Raw genomic sequence first — 14,695 nt, 5'->3', positions numbered from 1 at the left:
GATAGCGCAATGACTGACTGGCTCGACGAAATCAACTGGAACGCGGACGGCCTGGTGCCGGCCATCGCCCAGGACCACAAAACCGGCCGAGTGCTGATGATGGCCTGGATGAACCGTGAGGCCCTGGCCCTGACCGCCGCCGAGCAGCGTGCCATCTACTGGTCGCGCTCGCGTGGCAAGCTGTGGCGCAAGGGTGAAGAATCCGGCCATGTGCAGAAGCTGCACGAGCTGCGCCTGGATTGCGACGCCGATGTGATCATCCTGATGGTCGAGCAACTGGGCGGCATCGCCTGCCACACCGGTCGCGAAAGCTGCTTCTACCGGGTATACGACAACGCCGAGTGGAAGACCGTCGACGCGGTGCTCAAAGACCCGCACGCCATCTATGCCGCAGGAGACAGTCATGAGTAACGCGGGCATGAGAGACACGGACATGACCGACACCCTGAGCCGCCTGGCCGAAGTGCTGGAGTCGCGCAAAGGCGCGGCCGCTGACAGCTCCTATGTCGCCAGCCTGTACCACAAGGGTCTGAACAAGATTCTGGAAAAGGTCGGTGAGGAATCGGTGGAAACCATCCTCGCCGCCAAGGATGCTGCCGTCAGCGGTGACTGCAGCGATGTGATTTATGAAACCGCCGACCTGTGGTTCCACAGCCTGGTTATGCTCGCCGCCCTCGGCCAGCACCCCCAGGCGGTACTGGACGAACTGGACCGGCGTTTTGGCTTGTCCGGGCATGCGGAAAAGGCTGCGCGCGCACAAGACTGATTAACCCTTAAATTACGGAGTACGCGTTATGGGATTCGGTGGCATTAGCATCTGGCAACTCCTGATCGTTCTGCTGATCGTGGTCATGCTGTTCGGCACCAAGCGCCTCAAGGGCCTGGGCTCGGATCTGGGCGATGCAATCAAGGGCTTCAAGAAGTCCATGGGCAACGAAGAAGACAAACCTGCCGTGGAAGAACCCAAAGGCCAGACCATTGACGCCCAGGCGCGCAAGGTCGAAGAGCCGGCGAAAAAAGACTAAGCCATGTTCGATATCGGCTTTACCGAGCTGCTGCTGATCGCGGTGGTCGCCCTGGTGGTGCTGGGGCCTGATCGCCTGCCCGGCGCAGTGCGCACGGCCGGTTTGTGGATCGGCCGGATCAAACGCAGCTTCAGTGCGATCAAGGCTGAAGTCGAGCGCGAGATCGGCGCGGATGAAATCCGCCGCCAACTGCATAACGAGCAGATCCTCGAGCTGGAGCGGGAAATGAACGCGATGAAGCAAAGCCTCAACGCGCCGCTCAGCACCATCACCGAACCGAGCCCTGCCACGCCCCCAGCAGCAGAGTCGGCCACCGCGACTGATAGCAGAACCCGCCAGGATAAAAGCCCGTAGCCATGAGCCAACGACCGGACAGCGATCAGGAAATGCCCCTGGTCTCCCACCTGACCGAACTGCGCACGCGCCTGCTGCGTATTGTCGGCGCCGTCCTGCTGCTGTTCGCCGGACTGTTCTATTTCTCCCAGGACATCTACGCGCTGGTCGCCGCGCCGCTGCGTGCCTACCTGCCCGAAGGCGCGACGATGATCGCCACCGGGGTGGCCTCGCCGTTCCTTACGCCGTTCAAGCTGACGCTGATGGTTGCGCTGTTTTTGGCCATCCCGATCATCCTGCATCAGATCTGGGGCTTTATCGCACCGGGGCTGTACAAGCACGAGAAGCGCATTGCCATACCACTGCTGATCTCCAGCATTCTGCTGTTCTACGCCGGCATGGCCTTCGCCTACTTCGTGGTGTTCCCGATCATGTTCGGCTTCTTCGCCAGCGTGACCCCGGAAGGCGTGGCGATGATGACCGACATCGGTCAGTACCTGGATTTCGTTCTGACCCTGTTCTTCGCCTTCGGCGTGGCGTTCGAGATCCCGATTGCCACCTTTCTGCTGATCTGGATCGGCGTTGTCGACGTTGCCACCCTGCGCAAAAGCCGGCCCTATGTGGTCGTCGGCTGCTTTGTCGTCGGCATGGTCCTGACCCCGCCGGACGTGTTCTCGCAAACCCTGCTGGCCGTGCCCATGTGGCTGCTGTTCGAAGCCGGCCTGCTCTGCGGCAGCCTGGTCAAACGCCGCGCCGAACAGGACGCAGCGGCTGAAGCCGAAAGCGAAAGCGACAGCCCCTCCAACGACCAGCCGCCAGCCGCGCAACCGTGAACCTGCTGCTGCTGGAAGACGGCGACTTTATCGCCGCCGACCGCGTGCTGCTCAGCGGCCGCCGCCTCAAGCACCTGCATGACGTGCACCGCGCCGAAGCCGGCGACAACCTGCGCGTCGGCCGCCTGAATGGCTTGATGGGCAGTGGCCAGCTGCTGCGCCTGAATGCAGAAGAAGCCGAGCTGTCTGTGCAGCTCGACCAGCCTCCGCCTGAGAAACTGCCACTGACCCTGCTGCTCGCCCTGCCTAGACCAAAGATGCTGCGCCGCGTGCTGCAAACCGTCAGCAGTATGGGCGTGCCTCGGATGATTCTGCTGAACAGCTACCGGGTGGAAAAAAGCTTCTGGCAGACGCCCTTCCTCGAACCCGCAGCGATTCGCGAACAGCTGATCCTCGGCCTGGAGCAGGCCCGCGATACCGTGCTGCCGGAAGTGATTATCGAGAAGCGCTTTAAGCCCTTTGTCGAAGACCAGCTGCCTGGCATCGCAGCCGGCACAGTGGGCTTGGTCGGCCATCCCGGCGACTTCCCAGCCTGCCCACGGGCAGTCGAACAGGCCGTGACACTCGCCATAGGCCCGGAAGGCGGCTGGATTCCCTACGAAGTGGAAAAGCTTGCCGAAGCCGGCCTGCAACCGGTGCAACTGGGTGCGCGGATTCTGCGGGTGGAAACCGCGGTGACGGCCTTGTTGGCGCGCTTGTTCTAGCCTCAAAGCACCTTGCCGTAGCCCGGATGTAATCCGGGACCACGTATTCCCGGATTACATCCGGGCTACGGGCTTTCTGCGGCCTGCTTTTCGTGCCAATGCGCCGGCAGTAGCTGGCCCTTGAGCGCAGGCGCTTCCTCCAACTGAACGTCACGCGGCTGCAGCGGCTCACCACAATCCGAACACACCAGCACGCCATGCATAGGCCTGCCGCAACTGCGGTGAATATGCCGAATCGGCGCGCCCTCGGCGCCGCTCATATGACGGTCGCCCCAATGTACCAGGGCCATGATGACGGGATACAGGTCGCGGCCCTTGGCGCTCAGACAATACTCCTCGCGCAACGGCCGCTGCTGATAGGCCACCTTATCCAGCACCCCAGCCTCCACCAGCTTTTTCAGCCGCTCGGCCAGCACATGGCGGGTAATCCCCAGACGCTTCTCGAACTCGTCAAAACGACGAATACCGAGAAAACTCTCGCGCAGCACCAGCAACGTCCAGCGATCACCCACCACCGATAGGGTGCGAGCCAGGGAGCAGGGTTGCTGCTCTAGTTCTTCCCAACGCATAAGCCAGTCTCCTGCAACGATGGCTCACCATAGCTTGACAGGTTCCAAAATGGAACCGACTATCAAGCCAGGTTCCAAAATAGAACTGATGGAGATCGTAATGAGCGAACGCAAAGCAATTCTGGTAGTCGGCGCCGGTGACGCCACCGGCGGCGCCATCGCCAAACGCTTCGCCCGCGAGGGCTATGTCGCCTGCGTGGCGCGACGCAATGCCGAGAAACTTGGCCCACTGCTAGCGGAGATCGAAGCGGCTGGCGGAACGGCTCGCGCCTTTGGTTGCGATGCGCGGATCGAAGAGCAAGTGGTCGAGCTGTTTGCCACCATTGAGCGCGAGGTCGGCCCGCTGCACGCGGTGATCTTCAACATCGGCGCCAATGTGCAGTTTTCCATTACCGAAACCACCGAGCGGGTCTACCGCAAGGTCTGGGAAATGGCGGCGCTGGCAGGCTTTCTCACCGGTCGTGAGGCGGCCAAAGTGATGCTGCCGCGAGGCCAGGGCACGATCATCTTTACCGGCGCCACCGCCTCCTTGCGCGGCCGGGCGAATTTCTCCGCCTTTGCCAGCGCCAAGTTCGCCCTACGTGCGTTGGCCCAGAGCATGGCCCGCGAACTCGGCCCCAAGGGCATCCATGTCGCCCACCCGATTATCGACGGGGCCATCGACACTGCGTTTATCCGCGATACCTTTCCCCAGCTGTACCAGCTCAAGGAACAGGACGGCATCCTCAACCCCGAGCACATTGCCGACACCTACTGGCAGATTCATTGCCAGCCCCGCGATTGTTGGGTGCATGAGCTGGATCTACGGCCATGGAGCGAAACCTTCTGAGCCGAAATGCCCCCGTTTGCCCCGTAGGATGGGTGCCAACCCATCGGCAATTGATGGGTTGACACCCATCCTACTGACTGCACACCAACCCAATAACAAGACCTCCCGAAGGAGCATGCAATGAGCAAAACCCTGGAATTCTTTTTCGATTTTGGCAGCCCAGCCAGTTACCTGGCCTGGACCCAGCTACCGCGAATTGCCCAAGAGGCCGGTGCGCAGATCGTTTGGCGCCCGATGCTGCTCGGCGGCGTGTTTAAGGCCACCGGCAACCAGTCGCCGGTGATGATTCCGAGCAAAGGTGCCTGGATGCTCAGGGACCTGGCGCGTTTCGCCAGCCGCTACGGCGTGCCGATGGCCTTCAGCCCGAGCTTCCCGATCAACACCCTGACACTGATGCGCGGCGCGGCCGGCTATGAAAACAGCGAGCGTTTCGAGCACTACGTGAAAACCATCTTCGAGGCGCTGTGGGTACAGCAGAAGAACCTCGGTAAAGCCGAAGTGGTTGCCGAAGTGCTGAGCAAAGCCGGCTTCGATCCAGCCGAGTTCGAACGCCTAGTCAGCGATGAAGCGGTCAAAGAACACCTCAAGGCCACCACCGAAGAGGCGATCAAGCGCGGCGTGTTTGGCGCACCGACCATCTTTGTCGGCAGCGAGATGCACTTCGGCCAGGATCGCTTGGACTTTGTTGCCGAAGCCCTGGCGCGTTAGCAGGCTGTTAGCTTTCTAGCAGAAAGGTTACCGGCCCGTCATTAACCAAATGTACCTGCATATCGGCGCCGAACTGGCCGGTGGCGACCTGCGGATGTTTGCCGCGGGCCTGGGCGACCAGCAGGTCGAACAGCTCAGCCCCCAGCGCCGGCGGCGCGGCACTGGAAAAGCTCGGGCGTAGGCCGCTCTTGGTATCGGCGGCCAGGGTGAATTGCGAGACAAGTAGCAGGCCGCCGCCAATATCGCTGAGCGACAGGTTCATCTTGCCGGCCGCATCACTGAACACGCGGTAGTTGAGCAGCTTGTGCAGGATTTTCTCGACACTGGCCGGGCTGTCCTGTGGTTCAACGCCGACCAGCGCCAGCAGGCCCTGATCAATCGCCCCAACCACCTCACCCGCGACTTCTACTCGGGCGCCACGCACCCGTTGAATCAGCGCCTTCATGCTTCGTCCGGCGCCAGGTTGAGCAAGCGCCGCGCCAGTTCGTCTGCGGCACGCACCAGAGCGTCGGTGATACCGGTCTCGGCGGCCGAATGGCCCGCGTCGCGGATGATCTGCAGTTCGCTGTTCGGCCAGGCCTGATGCAGTGCCCAGGCGTTATCCAGCGGGCAGATCACGTCATAGCGGCCATGCACGATCACCCCCGGCAGATGGGCGATCTTCGGCATATCGCGCAGCAGCTGATCGGGTTCGAGGAAGGCGTTATTGACGAAATAGTGGCATTCGATACGAGCAATCGACAGCGCGCGGTGGGCGTCGCTGAAGCGGTCGACCACCTGCGGATTGGGACGCAGGGTGGCGGTGCGGCCTTCCCAGGTCGACCAGGCTTTGGCAGCGTGCATCTGGGCAATCTGATCCGGGCCGGTCAGCCGTTTATGGAAGGCTTGTACCAGATCACCACGCTCATCGGCCGGGATCGGCGCCAGGTAGTCTTCCCAGTAATCGGGGAACAGGCGGCTGGCACCTTCCTGGTAGAACCACTGAATTTCCTGTGGGCGACAGAGGAAGATGCCGCGCAGGATCAGCCCATGCACGCGCTGCGGATGGGCTTGAGCATAAGCCAGGGCCAGGGTCGAGCCCCAGGAGCCGCCGAACAGCACCCACTTGTCGATACCAAGGTGCTCGCGGATCTGCTCCATGTCGGCGATCAGCGCCTGGGTGGTGTTGTTCTCCAGGCTGGCGTGGGGGGTGGAACGGCCGCAGCCACGCTGATCAAAGGTGACGATGCGGTAGAGGTTGGGGTCGAAATAGCGCCGGCTCGCGGCATCACATCCGGCACCCGGGCCACCATGGATAAACACCACAGGCAGACCATCCGGCGAACCACTTTCGTCGACATAGAGCACGTGCGGCGCCTGCACCGCCAGCTCATGACGGGCGTAGGGTTTAATCTCCGGATACAAGGTCTGCATGGCATGCTCCTGAATTGATGCGTAACTTGACGGCTGGCGAAGGTGATTCGCCTGTCGCGGCCGCCTAAAGCCCTGCCGGGCATCATAACCATGAAAAAGGAGTTGAGCATGCCAACAAGGATATTTGCCTTAGCTTTCCTAATGTTTTGCACCCTGCTCGCCGGTTGCGGCGCCAAGGATGACCCGCAAGCAGCGCTGGAAGCGGCCGTGCAACAACTGCAGGACAACCTGGAAGCGAAGCAGAACAGCGCGGTACTCAACCAGCTGCATCCGCAGTTTTCGGCCCAAGGGGAGTTCGACCGCGAGTGGGCACAGCGCACCATGTTGCTGCTGTTTATGCGCCACAAGAACGTCAAGGTGCTGGCCCTGAGCAAGAACAGCTACCTCGATACGACCTACCGCGAAAAAGGCCACACCGAGGCCCAGGTCGGTCTGGCCGGCGCTGAAGGTTTGATTCCCGACAGTGCCCGTCACTACAGCGTAAAACTGGAATGGTGGCTGGAGGGTGATGAGTGGAAGCTGGCGCGGCTGAACTGGGAATAGATGATTAGAGGAGCCAAGGAATAAACATCTTACTGCGCTGCATATAGTCGCGGTACGCCTCACCAAACTGCTGCAAACACTCGGCCTCGTCACGCTTGGCGGTCAGCCAGAGCGCCAGACTGGCCAGCAGTGCCAGAACCAGGCTCAGGCCATTGGGTTGCTTGCAGGCCACGCCCCAGGCCAGCAACAGCAGCGAGGCGTACAGCGGGTGGCGGATCAGGCGGAAGATGCCGCTGGTGACCAACTGCGAGGTGCGCTCGAAGGCGAACAGCTCGGCATCCGTACGCTGCCCGTCAGGGCGGCCCATGCGCCGAAGCTGATAGAGGCCGGCAAACAGCAGCAGCAAGGAGGCGAACAACAACAGCCAGGACAGGCGCTGATGCAGGGCAAAACGCTCGACAAACCAGACCGGCCCGTTAAGCACCAGCAAGGCCAAAATCGCCTCCCAGGCGAAGAACCGGTAGAAGCCGTGGGACTGCGGCCGCAGCAACGCCCGCCAGGACAGCGCCAGCAACACCAATGTCCCCAGCCCGAAGGCCAACCCCTGCAACCAGCCCATAACGCCTTCTCCTACTCCGCCCAATAATCCGTCAAAGCCAGGCGCTGCGCGACCTGCAGCCCCTCTGTTACACTGCCGGCCTGTTTACCTCGGCCGCCCGCAATGGATCGCACTCAACTGCACAGCCTGCTGCCCCACCAAGGCCCAGCCCTCTGGCTGGATGGCCTGTTGGCGCATGACAGCCTGAGCATTCAGGGCCTGAGTGCCTGGCGCTATCTGGACACATTTGGCACCGACGCCTCGCCTTGCCTGCTGTTCGAGGCGGCCGCCCAATTGTGCGCCGCGCATGGTGCCTTATACGGCGATGCCAGTGCCATTGAAATGGCCCTGGTCGGCAAGCTCTCGCAGTTGCAGCTGCACCATGAACCGACCCAGCGCAGTGGTGCGCTGCAGGTCAGCGCCCAGCAGGAGGCGCTAAGCCCGGCCGGCGCGCTGTATGCCTTCAGCATCCATAGCGAGCAACGCCTGCTACTCGACGGCAAACTGCTGTTGGTACTGATCCATGCTTGAACTGCGCAATGTCGTCCACAGCTATCCAGGCGCCAACCGCGCCGCGCTGCAAGGCATCGACCTGCAGTTGCAGGCCGGCGAATGCCTCGGTTTGCTCGGCAGCAATGGCGCCGGCAAGACCACCCTGCTCTCGCTGCTGAGCGGCGTGCTGGCGCTGCAACAGGGCGAACTGCATTGGCAAGGCCAACCCAGGCTCGGTCTGGTGCCGCAACAGCTGGCCTTCTATGCCGGGCTCAAGGTCGGCGAAAATCTCGAACTCTTTGCCGACCTCTATCGCCTGCGCGGCAATGAGCGCCGCCAGCGCCTGCAGCAGTGCATCGACATCTGCGCCCTGCAAGACAAGCTGACCCGGCGCAGCGAGCAGCTCTCCGGCGGCGAACAGCGGCGCTTGAATTTCGCCATCGGCCTGCTGCAACCCGCCGATCTCTATCTGTTCGATGAAGCCACCGTGGGCGTCGATGCGGCGAGTCGTCAACACTTGCTAGCCGCCGTGGAACAGCTGACCGCCGACGGCAAAGCGGTGATCTACACCAGCCATTACCTGGAAGAAGTCGAACGGGTTGCCCAGCGTATTCTGTTGCTGCACGAAGGTCAGGTGCGCCTGGATCTGGACAAGCGCCAGCTGCTCGGCGACGACCACGGCCTGCTGCTGGAATGGCCGGACGCGCCACCCGCCGGCCTTAACCAGTTGCTCGCGAGCCTGCAGCTGACGGCCGAAGTGCTGCCCAGAGGCCTGCGTATTGCATCACTGAATGGCCAGCAACTGCGGGCCATCAGCGAATTTGTCACCGCCCAGGATGGCCTGCCCAATCTGCTGCGCTTCGGCCGCCCGTCACTGGAACAGCTCTACCTGCGCCTGAACGGAGGTCGGCTATGAGGCTCTTGGCATTGGCGCGCAAGGAAGTGCTGTTGCTGCTGCGCGACCCCCATGCGCTGGCTGTGCTGTTTATTATGCCGACGCTGTTTCTGCTGCTGATGGCAGGGGCCATGTCCAGCTATTTGCGCGATGAACCGCCAGCACTGCGCCTGGTGCTGGAGATACCCCAACCCAGTAGCGCTAGCGAGTTCTTTCAGCACGCCCTGGCCAACCAGTTGCCTGGCAGCAGCCTGGCAAGCGATAGCCATGAGCCGCTGCCACGCATCCAGTTGGACGCCAACTTCGCCGACACGCTGCTGGACACGCCCCACCAAGGGCCAAACCTGAACTACCCGGCGCAGATCGACAGCCAGAGCCGCCAGCGTTTGCGCAGTGCCGTCACCATCGCCCTAGCCCAAACCCGACTGCTCGCCTATATGGAAGACAGCGGCGTGGTCAGCCCGGATCTACCACTGGAACAGCGCCTCGAACTAGCCCGCCAGCGCACCCATAGCCAGATCAGCGAGTTGCAACTGCTCAGCGGCGGCGACCTTAGCGGCCGCGCCAACGCCACCCAACTAAGCGTGCCGGCCTGGCTGATCTTCGGCATGTTCTTCGTCGTGCTGCCCATGGCCGGCGGTTTTCAGCGTGAGCAGCAAAGCGGCACCTTGCTGCGCCTGCGCTGCCTGGGCCTGAACCTCGGCACCCTGGTGCTGAGCAAGCTGCTGCCGTACCTGGCGATCAACCTGCTGCAATTTGTCCTGCTGCTGGGCATCGGCGTTTATGGCCTGCCGCTGCTCGGCCTTCCCGCCCTGAGTTTGCCCGGCAGCGCCGTGGCCTACCCGCTGCTGGCCATCAGCATCGCCCTGGCCACCTGCAGCCTGGGCTTGCTGCTGGCCGCATTGGGACGCAGCAGCGAGCAGGCGCTATTGCTCGGCGGCGGTATCAATATCCTCCTCGCCGCAATTGGCGGGATCATGGTGCCGAAAAGCGTAATGCCGGCAGCCATGGCCCAGCTGGCGGAAATTTCCCCTATGAGCTGGGCGCTGGACGCCTTTCTCACCCTGCTGGTGGGCCATGGCTCACTGGCCGACATCGCCCCCTACTGCGCACGCCTGCTGCTGTTTGCAGCGCTGTGCGGCATGGCTGGGCTGCTTCTGTTCACCCGACGAGTACAGCGCACGCAATGGACCACTCACTACTAGAACAACAACTCAAACAACTGCTGATCCGCGAGTGCGACAAGGAAGATGATATCGACTGGCAGAGCATCAGCGACGACGAGCCGCTGTTCGGCGCGAAAAGCCGTATCGCCATGGACAGCCTGGATGCCCTGCAAGTCTCCCTGGCGCTGCAGCAGCACTATGGCGTACGCATTGAGGGCGCCAAAGACGGCCGTCGCATCCTCGGCACGATCGCCAGCATCGCCGCCTATATCAGGCAGCAGCAGTGACCCCGATCTACCTGCAACGCGCCGCCCTGCACTGCGCCCTCGGTGATGACCTGCACAGCGCCGCCCTGGCCCTGCACAGCGACCAGCCGCCCCAAGGCGAGCCCTTTGTGCTGCATGAAGTGCTTGAGCCGCGCACGTATCTGTACGCCGCTAGAACTGACGAAAGCCTGAGCCAGCGCCTGGATCGCCTGCTCGGCGAAACCCTCGGTGCCAATCCTCAGGCACTCGACGACTGCCTGCTGATCATCGCCAGCACCAGCCTGGATATCAGCGAACTGGAAGCCCTGACCAGCCAGCAGCAGAGCTTTCGCCCGGAAGATTCGACGCCGCTGGATCTGCTCGCCAGCCAGCTGCGCCAGCGCTGGGGCTTTGCCGCCGCCTTTACCCTGAATACCGCCTGCACCAGCGCCGCCAACGGTCTGCTCTACGGCGCTCGGCTGATCAACGCGGGCCAGTCTGCCCGCGCCCTGGTGCTGAGTTTCGAAACGCCCAGCACCATTGCCATGCAGGGTTTTGGCGCGCTGATGCTGACCAGCCCCAGCGGCCAGTATCGGCCCTTTCACCCAGAACGCGACGGCCTGTTGCTGGGCGAAGCCTATGCCGCCGTGCTGCTCGGCCGCGAACCCGGTGAAGCACCACTGGCGCGCCTGCTCGGCGGCTTTAGCGCCTGCGACACCAGCAGCCTGACCACCACCCGCGAAGATGGCAGCCATATCCATTGGGTGATGCAACAGGCGCTGCGCAGCGCCGATTGCACGGCTGCGCAGATAGACCTGGTGAAACTGCACGGCACCGCCACCAGCGCCAACGATGAAGCCGAAAGCAACGGCATGCGCCTGCTGTATGGCGAACACATGCCGGCCCTGAGTCTGCTCAAACCCTGGCTAGGGCATACCCTGGGGGCCTGTGGCCTAAGCGAAAGCCTGTTGCTGCTCAAGGCCCTGCAACTGGGCCCATTGCCGGCAGTGGATTACGCCAGCGAAGCACTGCTGCCATTGAGTGCAGAACCGCAGCAACTGGCGGCAGATAGCCTGCTGCTGACCAACTTCTTCGGCTTTGGCGGCAATAACGCCAGCCTGGTATTGCAAGGCTGCGCTCAGGGGGACACGACATGCCGGTAATAGCCGCCAGTGAAGTCCACGGCCTGGCCAGCACGGATGACAAACAGCTGAAGACAGCCCTCGGCCAGTGGCTGGACAGTCCGCCACGGCGTATCGACCGCCTGATCCTGCAATGCCTGCTGGCCGCTGCGCCCCTGAAAGCACAGGTGCGCAACAACTGCGGCCTGTACCTAGCCTCCGCCCACCCGGCGCGGGCCACCATGGGCGCGCTGCTGGAAGCGGTGTGCGTGCAGCACAAGCAGCCCAAGCCTTTCGAGTTTGTGAACAGCGTGAGCAACGCCGCCGGTTTTCATATCGCTCAGCAACTGGGCATCGACGGGCCGAATCTGTTTATCGGTGCAGGCGAGCAGATCTGGGCGCAATTACAGGCCCTGGCCAATCTGGATTTGCAGGATGGTTTGATCAAGCAGGCGTTGCTGCTGGTGTGTGATGAGCGGGGGGATTTCTGCGTGCAGGCTGTGCTGTTGGAAGGTGCGATAACCAGCGCCTATACCAACAGCTTTAACGAACTGAGCGCAGGCACCGAGGTACAGCGAATCAAGCTGTAGCCCGTAGGATGGGTGGCAACCCATCACCATCCGATGGGTTATCACCCATCCTACGAAACGCAGCAGGGCTTAGGTTGTCGGGCGTTTGGTGGTGGATCGATAAAGCGCGATCCACTCTACCGCTTGCTCCAGGCCGCCAGTTCTTTCATCAAGCCACGCTCTTGCAAAGCGATGCTGCGCAGACTCTCGGCGATGGGGGCGAAGTTTGGCGTCTCGCCCTTGTTGCGGCTGGCGCGTACGCAGGCCGAGGCGAATTGGCGCCAGTTGTCGCCAATTGCCGTCAGCTGAGCGGAAGCGTCCTGCAGATTGCGGTCGCCAAGTTTCTCGCCGGCCTCCTGCAAAAAGCTGGCATACATAAAGCGGAAACCCGCACCGCCGGTGCCGATTTCTTCCTGCATACGCACGATATGGGTCAGGTACAGGCGGTTGTATTTGCTCTGCGCCGGATCGAGTTTGTCGATCTGTTTGGCCAAGTGCTGAATGCCGCGAATACCGATCCACGGCAGCGGCATGCCATCGAGAATGCGCGTGGTGGAGAGCACGCTCTGGCGGATCAGCTTGTTCCAGTCCTGCTCCAACGGCACGTCATCGAGCCAGTACATCAGCCCCTTGGCGGCCAGCGCGCCCTTGGCGAAACGGGCTTTCTGCAGGTCTTCGGCGGCGCAACGCACCGGTTCTTCAAACACCGGGTCGCTGATCAGGTAGTCATTGCCCTCGCGGCCATAGGCCAGCAGGTTGTGCGCGTTGAAGTGAAAACGCATCTCCGGCGGAAAGTACGGCAACCAGAACACCGAACTCTGCAGCCCGGCCAGACGCCCGCTGTCCAGCGCCGCATCCAGCTCACGACGGCCCTGCTCGGGATCGCCAAAGGTGCGCGTGTGCAGCTTCGCCCCCAGGCGCTTGCTCAGAGTTTTGATCAGGTGCTTGGGCGGCATGCGGTAAGCAATCAGCGGCATGCCGCTAAGTTTGACGATCGGCAGGTAGGCGAACGCCAGGCCCGAGGCCAGGCCGAAGGCCATCGGCTCGCTTATCGGCAGACCGGCATGGGTCAACAGGCTGGCCATCACCCCGCTTTCGCAGTGGGCGCTCTGTTGATGCTGAAAACTGCTCATGCCATGCCCTTCTGATAAGAAATCAATTGCTCAACGGGCAGGCCGAACGCCTCCGCATAACGCGCCAGAATAGCTGCCGACAGCTTGCGGTAAATCGTCGGGCGAAAATGCCGACGAATACGCCATTGCCACAGCCCGGTGATCTGCGCCAGCGCCGGTTCATCCAGGCGGTAGCGGTACATCAGGCACTTCAGCGGCGACAGCTCGCCGCGCTGCCAGCCAGCTTCAGCCTCGGCTTCCTGCTCCTGCAGTTCGGCCACGGCGAGCTGGGTGGCGAAGGCTTCCGGCTCCCAGCCATCGCTCTGCGCGCCCTGGTAATGGCCGCTGGCGTCTACCGCGTAGACCAGCTTGCAGTGGCCGCCGTAAGTGGAGCTGTGATCCTGGGGAACCTCATCGAGCTTCATGTGTTGTCACCGTCCTGGCCAACCACCGTGAGATGCATAAAGGCGCTGGAGAAGCGCCCACTTTCCGGCACATAGCAGAGCAAACGCTGGCCGCTGCGCAGGCTACCTGAATTGAACAACTCATCAAGCATGATAAAGATCGACGCGGCGCCGGTATTGCCCTTGCTGGTCAGGTTGGTAAACCAGCGTTCCTGCGGAATCGGCAAGCCCGCATTGGCCAGGCCCACAGACAGACGCTCGCGGAAAAACTCGGAAGAATAATGGGGAAGGAAATAATCCACCGCATCGGCATGCAGCTCGCGGCGCGCCATGATGCGTTTGAGGGTTTCTTCCACGGTGTATTTGACGATGTTGTCATTCAGCAGTTTGACGTCCTGCTTGATCGCCATCAGCGAGCGGCGATTGCGCTCGGCACCTTCATAGCGGCTCCAGCCCTGCAGCTGGCCATCGACCATTTCCGCGCCAGCGTACATGCACGGCGGCATCTGATCGGCGAAAGAGAAGATGTCGATCCAGTCGATGCGCAGGCTCAGGCCCGTGCGATTCGGCTGGCCTTGCAGCAGCACGGCACCGGCGCCATCGGAGAGCATCCAGCGCAGAAAATCCTTCTCGAAGGCAATTTCCGGGTGGGTTTCCAGTTCGTCGAGGCGGCTTTCGTACTCGGCGTTAAAGTTGCTCGCCTGCATCAGCGTCGAGGCCACTTCCGAGCCGCAGGCCACGGCGTTGCGGCTTTCGCCACTGGCCACACTCATCCAGGCGTATTTCAGCGCGGTCATGCCGCACAGGCAGATACCGGCGGTGGACACCACTTCACACGGCGGATTGCCCAGCTCGCCCTGCACCATCACCGCATGACCAGGCATGACCTGATCCGGCGAAGCGCTGCTGGCCACCAGACAATCAAGATCCGCCAGCTGGAAATCGCCGCCCAACAGGCCGCGAATCGCTGCCGCGCTGACCTGGGCATTGCTCATGCTCGGTGCGCCAGTCTGCGGGTCGATTACATAGTGGCGCTGCTGAATGCCATTGCTGCGCAATATCAGCTTGCGCGCGCGCGACGGCTTACCGCCGACCAAACCCAGACGCGCTTCCATCTGCTCGTTGTCGACCGGCTCATGGGGCAGGAAGGCGCTGATGCGATTGATAAATACAGGTTGTACCACGGGACTTCCTCA

The 14,695-nt window shown here is 62.2% G+C and carries 22 protein-coding genes; 15 read left to right on the top strand and 7 right to left on the bottom strand.

What is annotated here, in order from left to right:
* The first annotated feature begins 9 nt into the window (after nt 1-9).
* Genes hisI through P3C18_RS12810 form a run of 6 tightly spaced genes read left to right on the top strand, consistent with a single transcriptional unit; the run spans nt 10 to nt 2,895 of the window.
* Nucleotides 10-411 (top strand): phosphoribosyl-AMP cyclohydrolase, encoded by a 402-nt coding sequence (gene hisI, locus P3C18_RS12835; protein WP_275962232.1) that lies wholly within the window; start codon nt 10-12, stop codon nt 409-411.
* A gap of 22 nt (nt 412-433) precedes the next feature.
* Nucleotides 434-766: a phosphoribosyl-ATP diphosphatase gene (locus tag P3C18_RS12830; RefSeq protein ID WP_275962437.1), complete on the top strand. Its 333-nt coding sequence runs from the start codon at nt 434-436 to the stop codon at nt 764-766.
* A 28-nt stretch (nt 767-794) separates the two neighbouring features.
* Complete coding sequence (gene tatA / locus P3C18_RS12825) at nt 795-1,025, top strand: twin-arginine translocase TatA/TatE family subunit (RefSeq protein WP_275962231.1); 231 nt, start codon at nt 795-797, stop codon at nt 1,023-1,025.
* A gap of 3 nt (nt 1,026-1,028) precedes the next feature.
* On the top strand, nt 1,029-1,379 hold the full coding sequence (gene tatB, locus P3C18_RS12820) for a Sec-independent protein translocase protein TatB (protein ID WP_275962230.1): 351 nt from the start codon (nt 1,029-1,031) through the stop codon (nt 1,377-1,379).
* 2 nt (nt 1,380-1,381) lie between these two features.
* Nucleotides 1,382-2,191 (top strand): twin-arginine translocase subunit TatC, encoded by an 810-nt coding sequence (tatC, locus tag P3C18_RS12815; protein ID WP_275962229.1) that lies wholly within the window; start codon nt 1,382-1,384, stop codon nt 2,189-2,191.
* Nucleotides 2,188-2,895, top strand: coding sequence for a 16S rRNA (uracil(1498)-N(3))-methyltransferase (locus tag P3C18_RS12810; protein ID WP_275962228.1), 708 nt, complete (start codon nt 2,188-2,190; stop codon nt 2,893-2,895). The genes tatC and P3C18_RS12810 overlap by 4 nt, the downstream gene beginning before the upstream one ends.
* Before the next feature lie 65 nt (nt 2,896-2,960).
* Here the strand turns inward: P3C18_RS12810 and P3C18_RS12805 are convergent, their stop codons facing one another.
* On the bottom strand, nt 2,961-3,464 hold the full coding sequence (locus tag P3C18_RS12805; protein WP_275962227.1) for a helix-turn-helix domain-containing protein: 504 nt from the start codon (nt 3,462-3,464) through the stop codon (nt 2,961-2,963).
* Between the two features lie 100 nt (nt 3,465-3,564).
* Between P3C18_RS12805 and P3C18_RS12800 the strand changes: the two genes are divergently transcribed.
* Together P3C18_RS12800 and P3C18_RS12795 are read left to right on the top strand one after the other, a co-directional pair.
* Nucleotides 3,565-4,293 (top strand): SDR family oxidoreductase, encoded by a 729-nt coding sequence (locus P3C18_RS12800; RefSeq protein ID WP_275962226.1) that lies wholly within the window; start codon nt 3,565-3,567, stop codon nt 4,291-4,293.
* 120 nt (nt 4,294-4,413) lie between these two features.
* Nucleotides 4,414-5,001 (top strand): 2-hydroxychromene-2-carboxylate isomerase, encoded by a 588-nt coding sequence (locus tag P3C18_RS12795; protein ID WP_275962225.1) that lies wholly within the window; start codon nt 4,414-4,416, stop codon nt 4,999-5,001.
* A gap of 7 nt (nt 5,002-5,008) precedes the next feature.
* On the opposite strand, the gene dtd is transcribed toward P3C18_RS12795, so the two are convergent.
* Both dtd and pip read right to left on the bottom strand, forming a co-directional pair.
* Nucleotides 5,009-5,446 carry a D-aminoacyl-tRNA deacylase gene (gene dtd, locus P3C18_RS12790; RefSeq protein WP_275962224.1) on the bottom strand — a complete coding sequence of 146 codons (438 nt, stop codon included), beginning with the start codon at nt 5,444-5,446 and terminating at the stop codon, nt 5,009-5,011.
* The gene (gene pip / locus P3C18_RS12785; protein ID WP_275962223.1) at nt 5,443-6,414 is read right to left on the bottom strand and encodes a prolyl aminopeptidase; all 972 of its coding nucleotides are present in this window, start codon (nt 6,412-6,414) and stop codon (nt 5,443-5,445) included. The genes dtd and pip overlap by 4 nt, the downstream gene beginning before the upstream one ends.
* A gap of 108 nt (nt 6,415-6,522) precedes the next feature.
* Between pip and P3C18_RS12780 the strand changes: the two genes are divergently transcribed.
* Nucleotides 6,523-6,957, top strand: a complete 435-nt coding sequence (locus P3C18_RS12780; RefSeq protein WP_275962221.1) for a hypothetical protein — start codon at nt 6,523-6,525, stop codon at nt 6,955-6,957.
* A 4-nt stretch (nt 6,958-6,961) separates the two neighbouring features.
* Here the strand turns inward: P3C18_RS12780 and P3C18_RS12775 are convergent, their stop codons facing one another.
* Entirely contained in the window at nt 6,962-7,516 is a 555-nt protein-coding gene (locus P3C18_RS12775) for an isoprenylcysteine carboxylmethyltransferase family protein (RefSeq protein WP_275962220.1), read from the bottom strand.
* Between the two features lie 102 nt (nt 7,517-7,618).
* Between P3C18_RS12775 and P3C18_RS12770 the strand changes: the two genes are divergently transcribed.
* The 6 genes from P3C18_RS12770 to P3C18_RS12745 are packed head-to-tail and all read left to right on the top strand — an operon-like array spanning nt 7,619 to nt 12,004.
* Entirely contained in the window at nt 7,619-8,026 is a 408-nt protein-coding gene (locus P3C18_RS12770; protein WP_275962219.1) for a beta-hydroxyacyl-ACP dehydratase, read from the top strand.
* Nucleotides 8,019-8,903: an ABC transporter ATP-binding protein gene (locus P3C18_RS12765; RefSeq protein WP_275962218.1), complete on the top strand. Its 885-nt coding sequence runs from the start codon at nt 8,019-8,021 to the stop codon at nt 8,901-8,903. Before P3C18_RS12770 ends, P3C18_RS12765 begins: the two co-directional genes overlap by 8 nt.
* Nucleotides 8,900-10,087, top strand: a complete 1,188-nt coding sequence (locus P3C18_RS12760; protein WP_275962217.1) for an ABC transporter permease — start codon at nt 8,900-8,902, stop codon at nt 10,085-10,087. Before P3C18_RS12765 ends, P3C18_RS12760 begins: the two co-directional genes overlap by 4 nt.
* The gene (locus P3C18_RS12755) at nt 10,069-10,335 is read left to right on the top strand and encodes an acyl carrier protein (RefSeq protein WP_275962216.1); all 267 of its coding nucleotides are present in this window, start codon (nt 10,069-10,071) and stop codon (nt 10,333-10,335) included. The genes P3C18_RS12760 and P3C18_RS12755 overlap by 19 nt, the downstream gene beginning before the upstream one ends.
* Nucleotides 10,332-11,456: a beta-ketoacyl synthase N-terminal-like domain-containing protein gene (locus P3C18_RS12750; protein WP_275962215.1), complete on the top strand. Its 1,125-nt coding sequence runs from the start codon at nt 10,332-10,334 to the stop codon at nt 11,454-11,456. Before P3C18_RS12755 ends, P3C18_RS12750 begins: the two co-directional genes overlap by 4 nt.
* The gene (locus tag P3C18_RS12745; protein ID WP_275962214.1) at nt 11,447-12,004 is read left to right on the top strand and encodes a hypothetical protein; all 558 of its coding nucleotides are present in this window, start codon (nt 11,447-11,449) and stop codon (nt 12,002-12,004) included. The genes P3C18_RS12750 and P3C18_RS12745 overlap by 10 nt, the downstream gene beginning before the upstream one ends.
* 116 nt (nt 12,005-12,120) lie before the next feature.
* On the opposite strand, the gene P3C18_RS12740 is transcribed toward P3C18_RS12745, so the two are convergent.
* The 3 genes from P3C18_RS12740 to P3C18_RS12730 are packed head-to-tail and all read right to left on the bottom strand — an operon-like array spanning nt 12,121 to nt 14,683.
* The gene (locus P3C18_RS12740) at nt 12,121-13,116 is read right to left on the bottom strand and encodes a BtrH N-terminal domain-containing protein (protein WP_275962213.1); all 996 of its coding nucleotides are present in this window, start codon (nt 13,114-13,116) and stop codon (nt 12,121-12,123) included.
* Nucleotides 13,113-13,520 carry a hypothetical protein gene (locus P3C18_RS12735; protein ID WP_275962212.1) on the bottom strand — a complete coding sequence of 136 codons (408 nt, stop codon included), beginning with the start codon at nt 13,518-13,520 and terminating at the stop codon, nt 13,113-13,115. Before P3C18_RS12735 ends, P3C18_RS12740 begins: the two co-directional genes overlap by 4 nt.
* On the bottom strand, nt 13,517-14,683 hold the full coding sequence (locus P3C18_RS12730; protein WP_275962211.1) for a beta-ketoacyl-ACP synthase III: 1,167 nt from the start codon (nt 14,681-14,683) through the stop codon (nt 13,517-13,519). The genes P3C18_RS12735 and P3C18_RS12730 overlap by 4 nt, the downstream gene beginning before the upstream one ends.
* Nucleotides 14,684-14,695 lie beyond the last annotated feature (12 nt).

This window comes from Pseudomonas sp. 1928-m, assembly GCF_029269135.1.
Classification (GTDB): Bacteria; Pseudomonadota; Gammaproteobacteria; order Pseudomonadales; family Pseudomonadaceae; genus Aquipseudomonas.
Note: the sequence above shows the minus strand (reverse complement) of the source record. Positions and strands in the feature narration are given on the sequence as shown.